Raw genomic sequence first — 18,502 nt, 5'->3', positions numbered from 1 at the left:
GCGATGTGGTGATCAGCACCGTGCGCTTCCTGCAGACCAGCGCAGCGCAGATCGTGGCGGCGGTCAAAGCCGCCGGCGTCGAGCGCCTGCTGGTAGTGGGCGGCGCAGGCAGCCTTTACGTGGCACCCGGCGTGCAGCTCGTCGATACGCCAAATTTCCCGGACGCCTACAAGGCCGAGGCATCGGCTGGCCGTGACTTCCTCAACGCCCTGCGTGGCGAAACGGCCTTGGCATGGACGTTCCTGTCGCCATCGGCACTGTTCACGCCGGGCGAGCGAACTGGAAAATTCCGTCTGGGGAACGAAGATCTGCTCACCGCCGCCGACGGCAAGAGCTGGATCTCGATGGAAGACTATGCCATCGCCATGCTCGACGAAATCGAGCAGCCGAAGCATGTTCGGGAACGGTTCACGGTCGGGTACTGATCGCCGACCAGTAGTGGGCTCCCCACCCCCGCGTTTGGGCGTGGGGAGAAAACGAAGCGCTTATGCCGCGCTGTCGTCGTCCAGCAGGCTGGCGCGCTTGCCGCGCTTGAGCCAGGCGGCCAGGTTATGCGGGCGCAGCGTGTCGTATTCCTCGAACGGCTGATGGATCCACGGGTTCGACGGCAGGAACGTCACGTGATAGTCAGGCTCCACCTTCGAGCAGGCCTTATACCAGAGCACGGCCGAGCGCACGTCGGTCACAGCCGGATAGCGTTCCTTCAGATGACGGCCCACGCGTTCCAGCGTGACACCGGAATCGACCAGGTCGTCCACGAGCAGGATCTTGCCCGACAGTTCGCCACGGGTCATCGTGATGTACTGCGCGATATCCAGATCGCCCTGCTGCGTGCCAGCGGCTTCGCGGTACGAACTCGTGGCCAGGATGGCCAGCGGCACATCGAAAATGCGCGACATCTGGTCGCCCACGCGCAGGCCGCCACGGGCCAGGCACAGGATCTTGTCGAACTTCCAGCCCGACTCATGCACGTTCAGCGCCAGACGTGCGACCAGGCGGTGATACTCATCCCAGGAGACCCACAGGTTCTCTTCGTCATTGGTTGGCAGGTTCATGGCGTCTTTTCTTCTAATGGCCGGATCATTGGCCAGTGGATAAAGCATCGGCCCGCATATCGCGGGCCGAATGGCTTTTGTGAGGCCGCGGCACTCATGGCGCCGCGGTCATGCTCACGGATATTTCCGTCGCGTCAGGCGACCTGATACGGATGGCGCAGCAGGATCGTCTCGTCGCGGTCCGGACCGGTCGAGATCATGTCGATCGGAATGCCGACCACGTCCTCGACCCGCTTCAGGTACACGCGCGCCTGCTCCGGCAGCGCATCCCAGGTCTTCACGCCAAACGTCGATTCGTTCCAGCCCGGGTACTCTTCGTAGATCGGCTTGCAGTTCGCCACCGCATCCGAGCCGCGCGGCAGAATATCGACGCGCTTGCCGTCGAGCTCATAGCCCACGCACAGGTTGATCGTTTCCAGGCCGTCGAGCACGTCGAGCTTGGTCAGGCACAGGCCCGACACGCCATTGATCTGCACCGAGCGCTTCAGCGCGGCGGCATCGAGCCAGCCAGTGCGGCGCGGACGGCCGGTGACCGAGCCGAATTCCTTGCCGACGTTGGCCAGGCGCACACCCACGGCGTCCTGACGGGCCGGGTTGTCGTTGTCGTACAGCTCGCTCGGGAACGGACCCGCACCCACGCGCGTGCAATACGCCTTGGTAATGCCCAGGATGTAGTTCAGACGACCCGGGCCCACGCCAGCACCGGCAGCGGCCGCACCGGCCACGCAGTTGCTCGACGTCACGAACGGGTACGTGCCATGGTCGACGTCCAGCAGCGTGCCTTGCGCGCCCTCGAACATCAGGTTGCCGCCCGCCGCGTTCACGGCGTACAGCTCGGCCGACACATCGGCCACCATCGGCTTCAGACGCGGCGCGTAGGCCAGCATCTCGTCCAGGATCTGCTGGTAGTCCACGGCTTCGGCGCCCAGGTACTGGGTCAGCATGAAGTTGTGGAAATCCACGTTCTCGCGCAGACGCTCGGCGAAATGCTTCGGGTCGAACAGGTCCTGCACGCGCAGCGCGCGGCGAGCCACCTTGTCTTCGTAGGCCGGGCCGATGCCACGGCCGGTCGTACCGATCTTGGCGGCACCACGGCGGGCTTCGCGCGCCTTGTCGATGGCCACGTGGTACGGCAGGATCAGCGTGGTAGCTTCGGAGATGCGCAGGCGGTTCTGCACCTGCAGGCCGGCGCCCTCGAGCTCTTCGATTTCACGGAACAGCGCTTCGGGAGAAAGCACCACACCATTGCCGATGTAGCAAATGGTGCTTTCGCGCATGATCCCTGACGGAATCAGTCGCAGAATGGTCTTCTTGCCGCCGATGATGAGCGTGTGGCCAGCGTTGTGGCCGCCCTGGAACCGCACCACGCCTTTTGCATGATCGGTAAGCCAATCGACGATTTTCCCTTTGCCTTCGTCACCCCACTGGGTTCCGATCACGACGACATTGCGTCCCTGGCCTACTGCGGATGCGGACATGTTGAATTGGTCAGAAGGTTAAAAACGTATTCTACTCTCGTTGTTCGACGGTTCCGGGTTTTCACGAGTCCGCGGAACAGACGTTTGCCATCCATTCCGGGCGATCATAGGCCACCGCGGGCAGCAAACGTCATTTGAGAGCAGGTGGAAAGCACCGGCACGAAACGGCCGGCGCCAGAAATCAGCGAATCAACGCGGCACTACGACCCAGGCATCGCCCTGGCGCAGTAGCTGGCGGTCGCACTTGAATTCATCGAGTTCGTGCGTATGGCCCGGCAGCGACTGGATCACGATCTCGCCAGTCGCACGCAGCGTGGCAATCGTCGCGCGCAGCGCAGGGTCTGCATCCCACGGGGCGAAGATGGCCTGCGCACGAACTTCCACGGGCGACAGGGCTGCCACTTCGCGCAGGTCGAGCGAAAAACCGGTGGCCGGTCGCGCACGACCGAACGCCTCGCCCACCTTGTCATAGCGGCCCCCACGGGCCACGTAGTTCGGCAAACCCGCAACGTAGGCCGTGAACATCACGCCGCTGTGATAGTGGTAACCGCGCAAATCCGACAGGTCGATGTTCACGCTGGCGCCGCTTACCTGACTGGCCAACGCTGACAGCTCGTCGAGGGCACGGCCAATGGCGGGGCTGGCCGGCAGTGTGGCGCGCGCGCGTTCGATTACCTCTACGCCACCGTACAGCGTCGGCAACGCCAACAGCGCGTTGCGCTCCGTATCGGGGAGCCCCTGGGTCAACTCACGCAGGGCCGAGACATCCTTGGTTTCAAGTGCAGCAAACAGCGCATCTTCGATGTTACGCCCCGAAGGCAATGCCGACAGGAGTGCCTCGAGAATGCCCGCGTGGCACAGATCCAGGCGGATATCGGCCAGGCCGGCAGCCTGCAGCGCGGCCAGCATCAGTTCCTGGATCTCGACGTCGGCTTCCAGACCAGCATGACCGTAGATCTCGGCGCCAATCTGGATCGGCTCACGCGTGGCATGGAAACCGGCTGGGCGCGCGTGCAGCACATTGCCGGCATAGCACAGGCGCGTCACGCCCGGGCGGTTCAGCAAATGCGCATCGATACGTGCCACTTGCGGCGTAATGTCGGCGCGCAGGCCCATCGTACGACCCGACAGCTGATCCACCAGTTTCAGTGTGCGCAGGTCCAGATCATGGCCGGTACCGGTCAGCAGCGACTCCAGGTACTCGAGCATCGGGGGCATGACCAGCTCGTAGCCATAGGTGCGGAACAGGTCCAGCATGCGGCGGCGCAGTTCTTCGATCTTGCGCGCTTCCGACGGCAGGACGTCGGCAATGTTTTCGGGCAGGAGCCAGCGGTTGGACATGGGGTCTCTTCTATCAAAATCCGGGCTGGCGGGGCGCACGCCCCTCCAGCCGGACAAAACCCCGGCGGACCGGGGTTCTGTCGAATGTTGCGTTTCAGGGCCCCCGATTTGAGCGGGATGCCCGGTGCGCGCTGTGCGCGCTACTTCTTGCCGCCGCTACCGGAAGCCGGCGCCGCGTTGCCACCCGCCGAACGCATATAGCGGAAGAAGTCCGAATTCGGCTCCAGCACCATCACATTGCCCTTGTCGCGGAATGTGTTGCGGTAGGCCTCCATGCTGCGCCAGAACTGGGCGAAGCTCGGGTCCTTGCCAAAGGCATCGGCGTAGAGCTGCGACGACTTGGCATCGCCCTCGCCCTTGACGATCTGGGCATCGCGATAGGCCTCGGCCAGCACCACCTCGCGCTGACGGTCGGCATCGGCACGGATTTTCTCACCTTCGGCGGCGCCAGTCGAACGCAGTTCGTTGGCCACGCGCTTGCGCTCGGCTTCCATGCGGCGATAGACCGACTCGCTGATCGCGGGCAGCAGATCCACGCGCTTCAGACGCACATCGAGGATTTCGACACCCACGGACTGCGCATATTCGGCCATGCCCAGGCGGATGTTCTGCATGACCTTGTCGCGCTCGCCCGCCACCACGTCGGCGACGGTGCGCTTGCCAAATTCCTCGCGCGCCACGGCGTCGATACGCTGCGTCATGCGGTCTTGCGCGCCACGGACGTTACCGGCAAATGCCACGAAGAACTTGCGGGGATCGGTAATTCGCCATTTGACGAACCAGTCCACCACCATCGACTTCTTCTCGGCGGTCAGGAAACGCTCGCTGGCGGCCACGTCGATCGTCTGCAGGCGACGGTCCATGAAGACCACGTTCTGCAGCGGCGGCGGCAGCTTGAAATGCAGGCCGGGCTCGCGCACCACCTGCTTGATCTCGCCGAAGGCGAAGACCACGGCATATTGACGCTGATCGACCACGAAGAGCATCGACGACACGACGGCCAGCAGGATAAACAGGCCAATGGCGAAGGAAATCAGTCGGTTCATGACGGGTCTCCTTAGCGAACGTCGCGGTCGCGGTTGCGCATCGACTCACGCGAACGGATGTCCGGCGTGGGCGTGTCGGTCGTGGCCGGCGTGCTCGCGCCTGCCGCCGATGCCGGCGCCGTGGCTTGCGACGGCAGCTGCGACATCAGCTTGTCCAGCGGCAGGTACAGCAGGTTGTTGCCCGCCTTGGCGTCCACGAGGATCTTGTTCGTGTTGCTATAAATCTGCTGCATGGTCTCCAGATAGATACGGTCGCGCGTGACTTGCGGCGCCTTGGCATATTCGGTCTGCACCGAGCGGAAGCGCGCGGCGTCACCTTCGGCCTGCGCCACCACGCGGGCACGGTAGGCTTCCGATTCTTCCTTCAGGCGCGCCGCCGTGCCCCGGGCACGCGGCAGGATGTCGTTGGCGTACGCCTGGCCTTCGCTGATCGCACGTTCGCGATCCTGGCTTGCCTTGTTCACATCATCGAACGCGGCCTGCACCTGCTCGGGCGGTTGCACGCTCTGCACGTTGACCGAGATCACACGGATACCGGTCTTGTAAGCGGTCAGGATCGACTGGATCGACTTGGCCAGGCCCTGGGCGATCTGCTCGCGGTTCTCGTAGAGCACCGCATCCATCTTGTTGCGGCCCACGATCTCGCGCACCGACGTCTCGGCGGCCTGCGTCACCAGTTCTTCATCGCCACCGCGGTCGGTCTTGTTGTAGAACAGGAATTCGCTGGCGTCCTGGATGTCGTACTGCACCGTGAAGCGGACGTCGATGATGTTCTCGTCCTGCGTCAGCATCGACGAGTCCTTGAGGTTGCTGTCCTTGATCGACGTGGCGCGGCCAACCTCCACCGAACGCACTCCCGACAGGTTCACCACCTCGGCCGACTGGATCGGCCACGGCGCACGCCAGTTGATACCGGGACCCGTGGTGTACTTGAACTTGCCGAACTGCAGGATTACGGCGGTCTGGCCTTCCTGCACCATGAAGAAGCCACTGGCCAGCCAGATGCCGACCACGGCCGCGACGATCACGGCGAGCCCGACATTCGAGCCCTTGCCCGATGGGCGCGAGCCGAAGCCATTGCCCTGGCCGCCACCGCCATTGTCCTTGCGGCCCAGCAGGCCGTTCAGGCGGCGGTTGAAGTCGCGCCACAGCTCGTCCAGGTCGGGCGGGCCGTCCTGCGGACGCTGGTTCTGCTGGCGACCTTTGTCCTTGTTGTCTTCATCGTCCTGTCCGTTACGACCCCAGCGTGGGTCGTTCAACGAGAAGATGGCGCGCAGGCGCGGCCAGCGAGCAAACCGCGCGGCGCGGCTGCCTGGCACGAAGTGCGAGTCAGGATTCCGAGGGAACAGGGGCATGTAGGGCACGGGTCCGGGAAAGTTGGAACAGGGGGATTCTAGCAGCCATCTCGATCACTTTTGCTCAAATTCCCCCAATCGGGCCGCCATTCGCAGCGAACGGCTATCAGTCTGGGTGATCGGCACCCCGATCCGGGCCGTTTTCGGCGCCCTCGCGGGGGTCTCCGGCGTCCCAGTCATCGTCTTCGGCCGGAGGCGGAATGCCGTCCAGACGCGGATCGAACGGGGCGGGCGCATCCGGCCGCGACGCCAGCCACTGGGCGACTTCGACCACGGCTTCACGCAGGGCATCGAGACCCACCCCGTCGCGCGCCGAAATGAAGACGCGCGTCGGCACGCCATCCTCGTTGCGCTCGATGCGGGCGCCCTGCTCCAGCAGTTCCGGCGCCGCATCGATCTTGTTCATCACCACAATCTGCGGGATGTCCGAGGCGTTGATTTCCGCCAGCACACGGTTCACCTGCTCGATCTGCTCGTGGCGCACCGGGCTCGACGCGTCCACCACGTGCAACAGCAGGTCGGCATGAACGGTTTCGTCCAGCGTGGCACGGAACGCCGCCACGAGTTGCGTCGGCAGGTCGCGGATGAAGCCGACCGTATCGGACAGCACCACGTTGCCGAATCCGTCCAGAAACAGCCGGCGCGACGTGGTATCGAGGGTGGCGAACAATTGATCGGCCGCGTACGCGCGCGCCTTGGTCAGCGCGTTGAACAGCGTCGACTTGCCCGCGTTGGTATAGCCGACCAGCGAAATGCTCAGCGTATCGTTACGCGCGCGGGCACGGCGCTGCGTATGGTGCTGACGCTGCAGCCGCGCCAGATCGGTCTTGAGCCGCTTGGCGCGATCATCAAGCATCCGGCGGTCCAGTTCGAGCTGACGTTCGCCGGGGCCGCCGCGCATGCCAATACCGCCCTTCTGGCGTTCAAGGTGGCTCCACGCCCGCACCAGGCGCGACGCCTGGTATTGCACCTGGGCCAGTTCCACCTGCACCTTGCCCACGTGGCTTTGCGCACGCTGGCCGAAGATATCGAGGATCAGGCCGGTACGGTCGATCACGTGCCGCCCGAGAAAGCGCTCCAGGTTACGTTGCTGGGCCGGGCTCAGCGCGTGGTTAAACACCACCACATCGGCATCCAGGGCGTCCGCTGCCTCCTTGAGCTCTTCCGCCTTGCCCGAACCGATGAACAGCGCCGGGTCGGGGCGCGAACGCTTGCCGGTCAGCGTGTGTACGGGCACCGAGCCGGCCGTGGAGGTCAGCAGCGCCAGTTCGGAAAGGCTTTCCTGGAAGTCATGCTTGCCGAAATCCACGCCGACGAGGATCGCGCGCGAAGGATCGGTCTGGGAGGTAGCTCTGGGTTGCAAGCGGGTGGACGCCAAGCGCCGGAAAAATAGGTTGGAAAACGAGGTTGGATCCGATTGTCAGGACAATGACCGGCCGTGCTGCGACAAGCTGTCGCACACCATTGCCATGGGGCTCGGTGACGGACGCAGACTGGATCGGGAACCGGATTCGGAAGGTGCCGCCCGGTCGGGGCAGCGCTGACGGCGCAGGCCGGAGAACAGCTGGGGCGGGAACGTGCAGCGTGACGGCCGCATGCGGATGCGGCCGTCCACAAACGAGGAAAAATCAGCCCTCGGGGGAATCATCCACACGGAAATTGACCGCGCGCGCCGGCACGACGGTAGAAATCGCATGCTTGTACACCATTTGCGTCACGGTGTTCCGCAGCAGGACGACATACTGGTCGAACGACTCGATATTGCCTTGCAGCTTGATGCCATTGACGAGGTAGATGGAAACCGGCACGTGCTCTTTGCGCAGCGCGTTAAGGAACGGGTCTTGTAGCAATTGCCCTTTGTTGCTCATGGCACACTCCAAAATTATAGATTTAGTGATGGATCATGGGGACGAAAGTCCCCGGTTCAAGTCAGTTGGCGCAAAAACGCGCCAGAAAAAAGATCAAAACGGTACCAAGCTGGCATCAACGCAGCAGGGCTTCCCCTGCTACTCGTGAATTTAGCCGCAGTTCCAAACGAACGCAAACGAAACTTCGGACGAGGAACGGCACCTTTTGGGCTCAATCCTTCGATTCGGCGTAAGGGTTTTTGTTCGTACGGAATTCGATGCGCAACGGCGTGCCCTTGAGCTTGAACGCCGTGCGGAAGCGGTTCTCGAGGTAACGCTTGTACGCGGCCGTCACGTTCTGCAGCCCGTTGCCGTGGATGACCACGATCGGCGGATTGGAACCGCCCTGGTGCGCGTAGCGCATCTTGGGGCGCGATACCCCCGCGCGCTTCGGCTGCTGGAATTCCACCGCTTCCTGCAGCACTCGCGTGAGTTGCGGCGTCGGCAGCTTGACCATCGCAGCGGCGTACGCGTCGTCCACGGAGCGCAGCAATGCACCAATTCCGGTACGTTCCTTGGCCGACACGTAGTGAACGTTCGCAAAGCTCAGAAACTGCAGCTTGCGCTCCAGGTCGTGCTTGATGCGGTCGCGAGCGTGGCCATCGAGGCCATCCCACTTGTTCACGCCCACCACCAGCGCGCGGCCCGACTCCACGATAAAGCCCGCGATATGGGCATCCTGCTCGGAAATGTCCTGCTGGGCATCGAGCAGCAGCACCACCACGTTGGCATCGGCAATCGACTGCAGCGTCTTGACCACCGAGAACTTCTCGATGGCCTCGAACACCTTCCCGCGCTTGCGCAGGCCTGCGGTGTCGATCAGCGTGTAGGGCCTGCCACCACGCTCGAACTCCACGTAGATCGCATCGCGCGTGGTCCCCGGCATATCGAACGCGATCACGCGCTCTTCGCCGATCAGCGTGTTGACCAGCGTGGACTTGCCCACGTTCGGCCGACCCACGATGGCGATCTTGGTACCGCGCTGATTGCCGTCGTCCTGCTCGGCCAGTTCCGGGCGTTCCTGCACGGCCAGTTCCAGCGCCTCGTCGACGAGGTCGCTCACGCCGTCGCCGTGCGTGGACGAGATCGCATACGGATCTCCCATGCCCAGCTCATAAAAATCGGTCGCCACCGAGGTGTAGTTCATACCCTCGGCCTTGTTGACGGCCAGCATGATGCGGCGGCCGGTCTTGCGCAGGTAGTCGGCGATCACGCGATCCTGCGGCGCGAGCCCCAGGCGGCCGTCCACCAGGAAGATCACGACGTCCGCTTCCACCACGGCCTGACGCGTCTGCTTGGCCATCTCGGCAACAATGCCATCCTTGGCCACGGGCTCGAAGCCGCCGGTGTCGATCACGATGAACGGACGATCGCCGATACGGCCCTCGCCATAGTGGCGGTCCCGTGTCAGGCCCGGCAGGTCGGCGACAAGTGCGTCGCGCGAGCGGGTCATGCGATTGAATAGCGTCGACTTGCCCACATTGGGACGGCCGACGAGTGCGATAACTGGTTTCATTCAATAAACGGAAACAGGGGCCGGCACGCGCCGTCCCCCGCAATTCCGGAGTCATGTTGATCCGACAACCGCCGTGCTTGTCCACGGCTGGCCGCTTTTCCTGTCGGAGCGGAGACGGAACCGCAGTTCCATCCCGCTATGTTTTGGCACGACCAGGGATCATGCTACCGGATTGGCACCGCCCACGCGACAGGGGCATGGGCGGGCTTGCGTGCGCTGGCACGCTTTCGTTCTGGCGCCATCGTCGGCGCCCCTGGCAATCAGTTCGGTACGAAGCCGTAGACGTCGCCGTCGCGGGTCTGCACCACCAGCGTCTGGCCGGCAATCACCGGTGCCGCGCTGATCGCGCTGCCGTCCGTCTTCATGCGCGCCAGGACGGTGCCATCCTCCCGCGACAGGAAGTGGACAAATCCTTCGTAGTCGCCAACGACCACCGACCGGCCGATGGACGCCGGTGCGCCCAGGCTGCGGTAACGCAGGTCCATATTCTTCCAGCGCTCGTTGCCGTTCTGGCGATCGAACGAGAACACCGCCGAGGTTTCGTCGCTGGCGAACAGCGAACTGTCATCCTGCGCCAAACCCATCGGCGACGAGAAGTCCTTGCCCCACTGCGGCTGGCCGTTGGCCAGTTCCAGGCAGGAAATACGCCCCTGGAACGTGGTTGCGCAGACCTGACGGCCCAGAACGGCCGGCATGCCTGTCACATCGTTCAGGCGCTCGATCTCCGACACACCCTTCGGATACGACACCGTGCTCTCCCAACGCAGCACGCCATTGCCCGGCGCCAGCACGCCAAGCTTGCCGCCCGGGAAGCCCGTGACGATGCCGTCACCGGCGTACACCATCCCCATCGCCGCGCGCAGGTTCAGCGGCGCCTGCGAGCGCTGGTAGATCCAGCGGCGGTCGCCAGTGCCGGCGTCCAGGCCGATGATGCGGGTGTCGGTCGTACGCACGACCACCAGGCCGTTGCCGACCAGCGGTGCCGACAGAACTTCGCCGTTGACCTGCTTTTTCCAGATCTGCTTGCCGCTCTTGTCGAACGCGTAGATGGCGCCCTTCTCGCCGGCCACGGCCGTCGTGTCGCCGTCCGAGCCCGGGCCCGAGGTCAGGTCCAGGTCGGTCTTCGCCTTCCAGAGCGTCTGGCCGTTGGTGGCGTTGATGGCCATCAGCGCGCCGCTCTTGCCCGACACGAACACCGCATCGCCAGCCACAACGGGCGCCATGACGTACGGGCCGCTCTTGCCCACGTCAGCCTTCCAGGCCTGCTTGACCGACAGCGTGGCCGAGATCGGCTTCAGTTCGGTGGGCGGGTGCTTGTTTTCCTTGCTGAACAGCGAGCAGCCCGCCAGCAGGCCCAGGCAGGTGCCGGCCACGAGCGTACGGGTTGCGGCTGTGCGAAGCAATGACGTCATAGGATGCGATCCTGAATTTTTAAAAAGGGTCCGCCGTCCGCTCACGCGGTGCCCAGCGCGTCGAGCTTGAACTGGATGATCTGGCGCATGCCGCCCTCGGTCGCGCCGAGCTTTTCCAGCGCGCGGCGGTAGGCGGTACGCGCCTCGTCGCGCTTGTCCTGCGCAGCCAGCAGATCGCCGCGGCGATCGGCGAACAGCGCCTCGTACTGCGCGGGCGCATCCTTCAGCAGCGCCAGGCCCTGGTCGTAGGCCTTCTCGTCCAGCAGCACACCGGCCAGCCGTACGCGCGCCAGCGGCGCATAGTCTTCACCGCCATGATCGATGGCCCACTGCAGCTGCGTCTTGGCACCGGCCAGGTCGCCCGCGTCGTACAGCACCTTGGCCGCGGTCAACGCGCTCATCGGGCCATAGGCGGTGCGGCCGAACTTGTCTTCCAGGTCGGTGGCCGCACGCTTGACGCGGTCGGCGTCGCGCGCCTCGGCGGCCTTGGTCACCTGCTCGTACAGCACTGCCGCGTCGCCGGCCTGCTTGCGTTGCCAGTAGTTCCAGCCAGACCAGCCCGCGAACGCCAGCAGGGCGACAATCAGCGCCCAGGTGACGGTATTGCCGTACTGTTTCCACCAGGCCTTGAGGCTCTCAAGCTGTTCCTGTTCTTCTAGATCGTAAGCCATGTCGAGGCAGTTACCCGCGTTGGTTGAAATTGACACGGCCGCTTCCTGGCAGGACAGCGGCCGTGCGGCGCGATTCCGACGGCGTGCTTATTGCGCGTCGTCCTCGTCGTCCGATTCGATTTCGTCGACCATCCTGTCGATGATGAAGTCGACGACATTCTCGGCCGGCACGCTGGTCTGCGGACCACCTTCGGCCGCATTGCCGCTGCGCAGCTGCTTGACCTGCACCGTGCCGGCGGCGATTTCGTCGTCGCCAATGATAACGGCAAAGGATGCGCCACTTGCGTCGGCGCGCTTCATCTGCGACTTGAAGCTGCCGCTCTTGCCATCCGGCGTGGCGTGGAAGACCACGTCCAGGCCCGCATCGCGCAGCCGCTCGCCGGCAATCATTGCCTGCTCGCTGGCGGCCTGGCCCTGGTGGACCATGTACACGTCGCAGCCCTGCGATTCCGGCACCAGCTTTTCCTCGCGCAGCAGTTCGATGATGCGCTCGATGCCCATTGCCCAGCCGCAGGCCGGCGCCGACTTGCCGCCCATCTGCTGGATCAGCGGATCGTAGCGGCCACCGCCGGCGATCGTGCCCTGCGCGCCGAGCTTGTCGGTGATCCACTCGAACACAGTCAGGTTGTAGTAGTCCAGGCCACGCACCAGGCGCGGATTGATCTTGAAGGGGATGTTGTTCGCCTTCAGGATCCGCTGCACGCCCTCGAAGTGGGCCAGCGATTCCTCGCCCAGGAAGTCGATCAGCTTCGGCGCGTTGGCCGCCATTTCCTGCAGCGCCGGATTCTTGGTGTCCAGCACGCGCAGCGGGTTGGTGTACAGGCGGCGCTTGCCGTCCTCGTCGAGGATGTCCTTGAAGCCTTCCAGGTACTTGATCAGTTCCTCGCGGTGGGCGGCGCGCTCGTGTGCCTGGCCCAGCGAGTTCAGCTCCAGGCGGACCCCAACCAGACCCAGGTCATCCCACAGGCGCTGGCACATCAGGATGATTTCCGCATCCACGTCCGGGCCGGCAAAGCCCAGCGCCTCGGCGCCAAGCTGGTGGAACTGGCGATAGCGGCCCCGTTGCGGCCTTTCATGACGGAACATCGGACCGGTGTACCACAGGCGCTTCGGGCCGTCGTACAGCAGGTTGTGCTCGATCGTCGCGCGCACGGCCGCTGCGGTGCCTTCCGGGCGCAGCGTCAGGTTTTCGCCATTCAGGGCATCGGTGAAGGAATACATTTCCTTCTCGACGATATCGGTCACCTCGCCGATGCTGCGCACGAAGAGCTGCGTATGTTCGACGATCGGCGTGCGGATCTGCTGATAGCCATAGGCCCGCAGCATGCTGCGCGCGGCGTTCTCAAACAATTCCCACAGCGGGGCGTCGGCGGGCAGCATGTCGTTCATGCCCTTCACGCCCTGCAGTGCCTTGTCGGCCTTCGTCTTGTCTTCGCTCATTGTTCTCTTCGTGATACCGGTGCTGCGGGTGCTGACCTGGCGCCGCTGCGCTCAGGCCACCGCTTCCTGTTTTGCCTGCTTGGCGTTCGGGCCGTAGTGCGAGCGGACGTATTCGTCCACGATCGCCTGGAATTCCTGGGCAATGTTCTCGCCGCGCAGCGTCTTGACCTTCACGCCGTCGACGAACACCGGCGCCGCCGGCGATTCGCCCGAGCCGGGCAGCGAGATGCCGATATTGGCATGCTTGCTTTCGCCGGGGCCGTTCACGATGCAGCCCATCACGGCCACATCCATCTCTTCCACGCCCGGGAAGTCGTTCTTCCAGACCGGCATCTGCTCGCGCAGGTAACCCTGGATGCTGGCCGCCAGTTCCTGGAACGTCGTGCTCGTGGTACGACCGCAACCCGGGCATGCAATCACCATCGGGGTGAAGTTGCGCAGGCCCATCGTCTGCAGGATTTCCTGGCCGACGTAGACTTCCTTCTCGCGCGCGGCGCCCGGCTCCGGCGTCAGCGAAATGCGGATCGTGTCGCCGATGCCTTCCTGCAGCAGCACCGACAGCGCCGCCGTCGAGGCCACAATGCCCTTGCTGCCCATGCCGGCCTCGGTCAAGCCCAGGTGCAACGCATACTCGCAGCGGCGCGACAGCTCGCGGTACACCGCCACCAGCTCCTGCACCTGCGAAACCTTGCACGACAGGATGATCTGGTTGCCCGCCAGGCCGATCTCCTCGGCCTTCTGCGCGGATTCGATCGCCGACGTGATCAGTGCTTCCACCATCACGCTCTGCGCGGGCCACGGCTCGGCGCGCCTGGCATTCTCGTCCATGACGCGCGCGAGCAGGTCCTGATCCAGGCTGCCCCAGTTCACGCCAATGCGCACCGGCTTGTTGTAGCGGCACGCCATCTCGATCATCTCGGCGAACTGCTTGTCGCGCTTGGCGCCCTTGCCCACGTTGCCGGGGTTGATCCGATACTTCGACAGCGCCTGTGCGCACTCGGGATAGTCGTGCAGCAGCGTATGGCCGTTGTAGTGGAAGTCGCCCACCAGCGGCACATTGACGCCCATGCGGTCCAGTTGCTCGCGGACGGCCGGCACGGCCGCCGCGGCTTCCGGCGTGTTGACCGTAATCCGGACAATCTCCGAGCCTGCACGCGCCAGATCCTTGATCTGAATGGCCGTGCCGATCGCGTCGACGGTGTCCGTATTGGTCATCGACTGCACGCGCACCGGCGCGCCGCCGCCGATCGTTACGATATTGTCGCCCCACACGACGCTGGCCTGGCGCGACACGCGACGCGGCAGCGGACCCGGAATCACCGGTTGGGAAGCCTTCTGTTGCATTGCTTTACCACCTTCAAATGGCATGGCTGATTGCGCTGCCCGGCCGCATTACTGCAGGGTCAGGCGCGCCACATTGTTCCGGTCGGCAGACTTGAAGTTCACCGGCGCGCCATTGTGCGCCAGCGACTCCACACCCTTCACGTTGCCGAGGATGACCTTGTATGGACCGCCCGCGCCGCTGCCGGCCACGGCGTCGCCGCCCTTGGCCGTGCCGCCCAGGATCACCTTGCCGGTGCGGTCGCGCACCTCGTACCAGGTGTCGGACGCAAAGCGGATCTGCACTGCGCTATCGCCAGACGCCGCAGGCGATGCAGCGGCGGCGGCAGATACGGGAGCGGCAACGGCAGGCGCCACCGGCTTGGCGGGAGCTTCCTGCGTCAGGTTCACGGCGCCGCCCGTTGCCAGCGGCATGCCCGCCGTCGTGGTAGCGACCGGGGTCGGTGCGGGGGTCGGTGCAGCCGCCGCCGGGGCGGGAGCCGGAGCGGCCTTGACTGCCGGCTCCGCCGGTTCCGCCTTGCCCGCCGGCTCGGCCGGAGCCGCCTCGGACGGTGCCGGCGAATCGTTGCCCGCCATCACCGGCGGCAATGCCGCCGTCACGGTGCCATCGCCGTTGCTTTGCGTGGCACCTTCTTCCGCAGCCTTCTCGGCCGGCTTGTCGTTGGCAGGCGCTTCCGCCGTCGCCTTGCTGTGCGCGTCGAACCACGCCTTGGCATGGTCGTAGCCAAAATAAACGCCAACTGCCACCAGCGCCAGCACGCAAACCAGCCAGATCCAGCGGCCACCGGCGCCGCCGGTGCTCTTGCTGCCAAAGCGCTTGCGGTCGTCGAACGTCTGGTTCAGCGCGCCTTCATGGCGGCGCGTGATGCCAGTCACCGGCGTGGCCTGCGCCCGCGCGTGGTACTGGCCAAGCAGACCGTCGATATCGATCTGGAGCGTGCGCGCATAGGCGCGCATCACGCCCTTGGCAAACGTCACGTCCATCAGGCTCGACACATCGCCTGCCTCGATCGCCACAAGCTTGTTCGGCGCCACCTTCAGGCGTGCGCCGACATCCTCCAGCGACAGGCGTTGCGCCTCGCGCGCCTCTTTCAGTTGCGCCCCGATCTCGCGGGCCACTGCCTCGCGGTCGGAGTCTGTCGCGCCGCCGGCAACTTGCGTTGCGGCCTGGCTACCGGCGCGCTCTTCTTCATTCATCCCAAGCTCCTCTCTCGTATGCGGTCAGCTCGCGCGAATCGGGGAAACGGTTACGCAGTTCCGCGATCATCGCGCCCTGCGTCTGGGTATCGCCCTGGCGGTGGGCAATGCGCGCACCCAGCCAGAGGGATGGCGCGCTGGCAAAGCGGCTCGCGTTGACGCGGCCAGCAAACTGCCGGGCTTGTCCCATGTCCCCGCGCTGGAAATTCAATTGCGCGAGATTCATGAGCACTGACGGATCATTGCGGTCATATCCGTAGGCCGTTTGCAGATTTTTTTCCGCCTCGGCGAGATTGCCGTTGCGCATTTCGCAAATGCCAAGGTTCGTCAGCGGCTTGATCGGCCCGTTGGCCGACGGCGTCTGCACCGCGCGCTGCAACGTGGCCTTGCCCTCGGCGTAGCGGTTGGTCTGGCACAGGAACCAGCCATAGTTGTTCAGTACGTCCGGATCGTTCGCCCGCATGTTCAGGGCGGTACGGAAGCTGTCTTCCGCCAGTGCGTTCTCGTTCATGCCCATGTAGATCAAGGCACGCACGTGATAGGCGTCGACGTTCGACGGATCGATATTGATGGCCTGCTTGACCTCGTCGAGCGCCACCGGATACTGGCGGGCCTCAAGGTATTGCGTGGCCAGGCGCAGCCGGAGCGCCGCACGCTTGTCAGCGGCAGTCTGGTCGGAAGCGGTCTTGATGTCCTGCGTGGGCCCGGCGGGCAGCGTGCAGGCGGACAGCATCAACAGCCCTGACAGGGCAGCGACAAGCAGACGGGTCATGCAGGACGGGCCTCCCGAGCGGTACCGGCAACCACCGGCACCAATGGCGTGATCTTGCCGAACTTGCCGCGCTCGGCCAGACGGGTACGATCCATGACCTCGCCGGCCAACTGCCCGCAGGCTGCGTCGATGTCGTCGCCCCGGGTCTTGCGGATCGTCGTGACGATACCCGCGTCCATCAACACCTGGGCGAAGCGGCGGATCTGCTCGTTGTTCGAGCGCTTCAGCCCCGATTCCGGGAACGGGTTGAACGGGATCAGGTTGAACTTGCAAGGCACGTCGGCCACAAGCTTCAGCAGTTCCCGCGCATTCTCGACGGTGTCGTTGACGCCGTCGAGCATGCAGTATTCAAACGTAATGAAATCGCGCGGCGCGAATTCCAGGTAGCGGCGGCATGCCGCCATCAGGTCGGCCAGCGGGTACTTGCGGTTCAGCGGCACGAGCATGTCGCGCAGGGCGTCATTCGATCCGTGCAGCGACACGGCCAGCGCCACGGGCAGGTCCTTGGACAGGCGGTCCATCATCGGCACCACGCCGGACGTGGACAGCGTCACGCGGCGGCGCGACAACCCGTACGCATTGTCGTCGAGCATCAGGCGCATGGCCGGCACGACGGCATCGTAGTTCAGCAGCGGCTCGCCCATGCCCATCATCACCACGTTGGAGATGACGCGGTCGTCCTTGGGACCACGGCCCAGCTGGGCCCGCATGGCGAATTCGGCCATCCAGAGCTGGCCAATGATCTCGCCGGTCGTCAGGTTGCGGGAAAAACCCTGCTTGCCGGTGGAACAGAACCGGCAGTTGACGGCGCACCCCGCCTGCGACGACACGCACAGCGTACCGCGCGTGTCCTCGGGGATGTACACCGTCTCCACCGCGTTGCCGGCGCCGACATCGATCAGCCATTTGCGCGTGCCGTCAGTCGACAGGTTGTCGGTGATGACGGCGGGCGAGCGGATCTCGGCCCGCGTCGCGAGCTTTTCGCGCAGCGACTTGGCGAGATCCGACATGGCGTCGAAGCGGCTGGCACCAAACTGGTGGATCCAGCGTTGCAGCTGCCGCGCACGGAACGGCTTCTCGCCGAGCTCGCCGCAATAGGCGGTGAGCGCGTCCGCGTCGAGGTCGAGCAGGTTGACGAGATCGTTCATGACGGCAGTTCCAACTTGACTACAGGGGTTCAGTCGTGAGTGTCAGAAGACAATCAACGGCTGTAAACGTTCATGCCCGGGAAGAAGAAAGCCACTTCCACGGCAGCCGTTTCAGCAGCGTCCGAGCCGTGCACGGCGTTGGCGTCGATGCTGTCGGCGAAATCGGCGCGGATCGTGCCCTTTTCAGCCTTCTTCGGATCGGTGGCGCCCATCAGGTCGCGGTGCTTGGCGATGGCGTTTTCGCCTTCCAGGGCCTGGATGATGACCGGGCCCGAAACCATGAAGTCCACCAGATCCTTGAAGAACGGACGTGCCTTGTGAACAGCGTAGAACTGCTCGGCTTCGCCGCGCGACAGATGAACCATCTTGGCAGCAACGATCTTCAGGCCAGCGGCCTCGAAACGGGCGTAGATCTGGCCGATAACGTTCTTGGCCACGGCATCCGGCTTGATAATCGACAGGGTGCGTTCGATCGCCATGAAAAACTCCGAAAAATGAAGGGGTTACAAATGGATTAAACGTGCAATTCTAGCACGACCGCATGGCGGATTCGAGCGCGCGTGCCAATGGCCTCGACGATACCTGCGGTGTGCGCTGCCGCCTCTTTTTTTGTTATTTACAAATCACATTACATTCGTGAAATGTGGGAACGGCGGCGCAAACCCTTCGTCAAATGTTTGCGTTTTCGGAAAACAACTAATAACAAGGGTTATTGTCTGGACAAAGCCCCCTTGCAAATCCGCAGGCGCGATGCCACATTGGCGCTGTGCCGTCGGGTTGCCCCGGCGCCTCACATAGATCTGATGACAGGAGTCACGATGAA

Annotated in this window: 18 protein-coding genes; 2 read left to right on the top strand and 16 right to left on the bottom strand. The window is 64.2% G+C overall.

What is annotated here, in order from left to right:
- The coding region (locus tag CYJ10_RS27415) for an NAD(P)-dependent oxidoreductase (RefSeq protein ID WP_101684682.1) at positions 1–425 on the top strand (425 nt) is incomplete at its 5' end.
- Positions 426–485: 60 nt separating this feature from the next.
- On the opposite strand, the gene CYJ10_RS27410 is transcribed toward CYJ10_RS27415, so the two are convergent.
- From CYJ10_RS27410 to ndk, 16 genes are all read right to left on the bottom strand, one after another.
- Positions 486–1,055 carry a phosphoribosyltransferase gene (locus CYJ10_RS27410; protein WP_101684597.1) on the bottom strand — a complete coding sequence of 190 codons (570 nt, stop codon included), beginning with the start codon at positions 1,053–1,055 and terminating at the stop codon, positions 486–488.
- A 134-nt stretch (positions 1,056–1,189) separates the two neighbouring features.
- Entirely contained in the window at positions 1,190–2,533 is a 1,344-nt protein-coding gene (locus tag CYJ10_RS27405; protein ID WP_101684596.1) for an adenylosuccinate synthase, read from the bottom strand.
- A 189-nt stretch (positions 2,534–2,722) separates the two neighbouring features.
- Positions 2,723–3,874, bottom strand: a complete 1,152-nt coding sequence (locus CYJ10_RS27400; RefSeq protein WP_101684595.1) for an ATP phosphoribosyltransferase regulatory subunit — start codon at positions 3,872–3,874, stop codon at positions 2,723–2,725.
- Positions 3,875–4,014: 140 nt separating this feature from the next.
- Positions 4,015–4,920: a protease modulator HflC gene (hflC, locus tag CYJ10_RS27395; RefSeq protein WP_101684594.1), complete on the bottom strand. Its 906-nt coding sequence runs from the start codon at positions 4,918–4,920 to the stop codon at positions 4,015–4,017.
- 11 nt (positions 4,921–4,931) lie between these two features.
- Positions 4,932–6,275, bottom strand: coding sequence for an FtsH protease activity modulator HflK (gene hflK, locus CYJ10_RS27390; protein WP_101684593.1), 1,344 nt, complete (start codon positions 6,273–6,275; stop codon positions 4,932–4,934).
- A 106-nt stretch (positions 6,276–6,381) separates the two neighbouring features.
- Positions 6,382–7,638, bottom strand: coding sequence for a GTPase HflX (hflX, locus tag CYJ10_RS27385; RefSeq protein WP_101684592.1), 1,257 nt, complete (start codon positions 7,636–7,638; stop codon positions 6,382–6,384).
- A 265-nt stretch (positions 7,639–7,903) separates the two neighbouring features.
- Positions 7,904–8,143 carry an RNA chaperone Hfq gene (gene hfq / locus CYJ10_RS27380; protein ID WP_092289682.1) on the bottom strand — a complete coding sequence of 80 codons (240 nt, stop codon included), beginning with the start codon at positions 8,141–8,143 and terminating at the stop codon, positions 7,904–7,906.
- 211 nt (positions 8,144–8,354) lie between these two features.
- Positions 8,355–9,698, bottom strand: coding sequence for a ribosome biogenesis GTPase Der (der, locus tag CYJ10_RS27375; protein WP_101684591.1), 1,344 nt, complete (start codon positions 9,696–9,698; stop codon positions 8,355–8,357).
- Positions 9,699–9,958: 260 nt separating this feature from the next.
- The gene (gene bamB / locus CYJ10_RS27370; protein ID WP_101684590.1) at positions 9,959–11,110 is read right to left on the bottom strand and encodes an outer membrane protein assembly factor BamB; all 1,152 of its coding nucleotides are present in this window, start codon (positions 11,108–11,110) and stop codon (positions 9,959–9,961) included.
- Positions 11,111–11,151: 41 nt separating this feature from the next.
- A complete protein-coding gene (locus CYJ10_RS27365; RefSeq protein WP_101684589.1) occupies positions 11,152–11,781 on the bottom strand; it encodes a YfgM family protein in 630 nt (209 codons plus the stop codon).
- Positions 11,782–11,868: 87 nt separating this feature from the next.
- Entirely contained in the window at positions 11,869–13,221 is a 1,353-nt protein-coding gene (hisS, locus tag CYJ10_RS27360) for a histidine--tRNA ligase (RefSeq protein ID WP_101684588.1), read from the bottom strand.
- 51 nt (positions 13,222–13,272) lie between these two features.
- Positions 13,273–14,565, bottom strand: coding sequence for a flavodoxin-dependent (E)-4-hydroxy-3-methylbut-2-enyl-diphosphate synthase (ispG, locus tag CYJ10_RS27355; protein WP_101684587.1), 1,293 nt, complete (start codon positions 14,563–14,565; stop codon positions 13,273–13,275).
- A 48-nt stretch (positions 14,566–14,613) separates the two neighbouring features.
- On the bottom strand, positions 14,614–15,759 hold the full coding sequence (locus tag CYJ10_RS27350) for a RodZ domain-containing protein (protein ID WP_101684586.1): 1,146 nt from the start codon (positions 15,757–15,759) through the stop codon (positions 14,614–14,616).
- Complete coding sequence (gene pilW, locus CYJ10_RS27345) at positions 15,752–16,531, bottom strand: type IV pilus biogenesis/stability protein PilW (protein WP_101684585.1); 780 nt, start codon at positions 16,529–16,531, stop codon at positions 15,752–15,754. Before pilW ends, CYJ10_RS27350 begins: the two co-directional genes overlap by 8 nt.
- Positions 16,528–17,679, bottom strand: coding sequence for a 23S rRNA (adenine(2503)-C(2))-methyltransferase RlmN (rlmN, locus tag CYJ10_RS27340; protein WP_101684584.1), 1,152 nt, complete (start codon positions 17,677–17,679; stop codon positions 16,528–16,530). The genes pilW and rlmN overlap by 4 nt, the downstream gene beginning before the upstream one ends.
- Positions 17,680–17,732: 53 nt before the next feature.
- A complete protein-coding gene (gene ndk / locus CYJ10_RS27335) occupies positions 17,733–18,158 on the bottom strand; it encodes a nucleoside-diphosphate kinase (RefSeq protein WP_066733833.1) in 426 nt (141 codons plus the stop codon).
- A gap of 81 nt (positions 18,159–18,239) precedes the next feature.
- Here ndk and CYJ10_RS34465 point away from each other — a divergent pair.
- Positions 18,240–18,502: hypothetical protein (locus tag CYJ10_RS34465; protein ID WP_219621538.1), on the top strand; the 263-nt coding region annotated here is incomplete at its 3' end.

This window comes from Cupriavidus pauculus (assembly GCF_002858765.1).
GTDB classification, from domain to species: domain Bacteria; phylum Pseudomonadota; class Gammaproteobacteria; order Burkholderiales; family Burkholderiaceae; genus Cupriavidus; species Cupriavidus pauculus_B.
This window is presented reverse-complemented; position numbering and strand designations above follow the sequence as displayed.

Bases quoted from the DNA above. Each gene is read 5' to 3' on its own strand.
- CYJ10_RS27365 (WP_101684589.1), bottom strand. From the start codon at position 11,781: ATGGCTTACGATCTAGAAGAACAGGAACAGCTTGAGAGCCTCAAGGCC.
- hfq (WP_092289682.1), bottom strand. From the start codon at position 8,143: ATGAGCAACAAAGGGCAATTGCTACAAGACCCGTTCCTTAACGCGCTG.
- CYJ10_RS27350 (WP_101684586.1), bottom strand. From the start codon at position 15,759: ATGAATGAAGAAGAGCGCGCCGGTAGCCAGGCCGCAACGCAAGTTGCC.
- bamB (WP_101684590.1), bottom strand. From the start codon at position 11,110: ATGACGTCATTGCTTCGCACAGCCGCAACCCGTACGCTCGTGGCCGGC.
- CYJ10_RS27405 (WP_101684596.1), bottom strand. From the start codon at position 2,533: ATGTCCGCATCCGCAGTAGGCCAGGGACGCAATGTCGTCGTGATCGGA.
- hflK (WP_101684593.1), bottom strand. From the start codon at position 6,275: ATGCCCCTGTTCCCTCGGAATCCTGACTCGCACTTCGTGCCAGGCAGC.
- ispG (WP_101684587.1), bottom strand. From the start codon at position 14,565: ATGCAACAGAAGGCTTCCCAACCGGTGATTCCGGGTCCGCTGCCGCGT.
- hflC (WP_101684594.1), bottom strand. From the start codon at position 4,920: ATGAACCGACTGATTTCCTTCGCCATTGGCCTGTTTATCCTGCTGGCC.
- hisS (WP_101684588.1), bottom strand. From the start codon at position 13,221: ATGAGCGAAGACAAGACGAAGGCCGACAAGGCACTGCAGGGCGTGAAG.
- der (WP_101684591.1), bottom strand. From the start codon at position 9,698: ATGAAACCAGTTATCGCACTCGTCGGCCGTCCCAATGTGGGCAAGTCG.
- rlmN (WP_101684584.1), bottom strand. From the start codon at position 17,679: ATGAACGATCTCGTCAACCTGCTCGACCTCGACGCGGACGCGCTCACC.
- CYJ10_RS27410 (WP_101684597.1), bottom strand. From the start codon at position 1,055: ATGAACCTGCCAACCAATGACGAAGAGAACCTGTGGGTCTCCTGGGAT.
- ndk (WP_066733833.1), bottom strand. From the start codon at position 18,158: ATGGCGATCGAACGCACCCTGTCGATTATCAAGCCGGATGCCGTGGCC.
- CYJ10_RS27400 (WP_101684595.1), bottom strand. From the start codon at position 3,874: ATGTCCAACCGCTGGCTCCTGCCCGAAAACATTGCCGACGTCCTGCCG.
- pilW (WP_101684585.1), bottom strand. From the start codon at position 16,531: ATGACCCGTCTGCTTGTCGCTGCCCTGTCAGGGCTGTTGATGCTGTCC.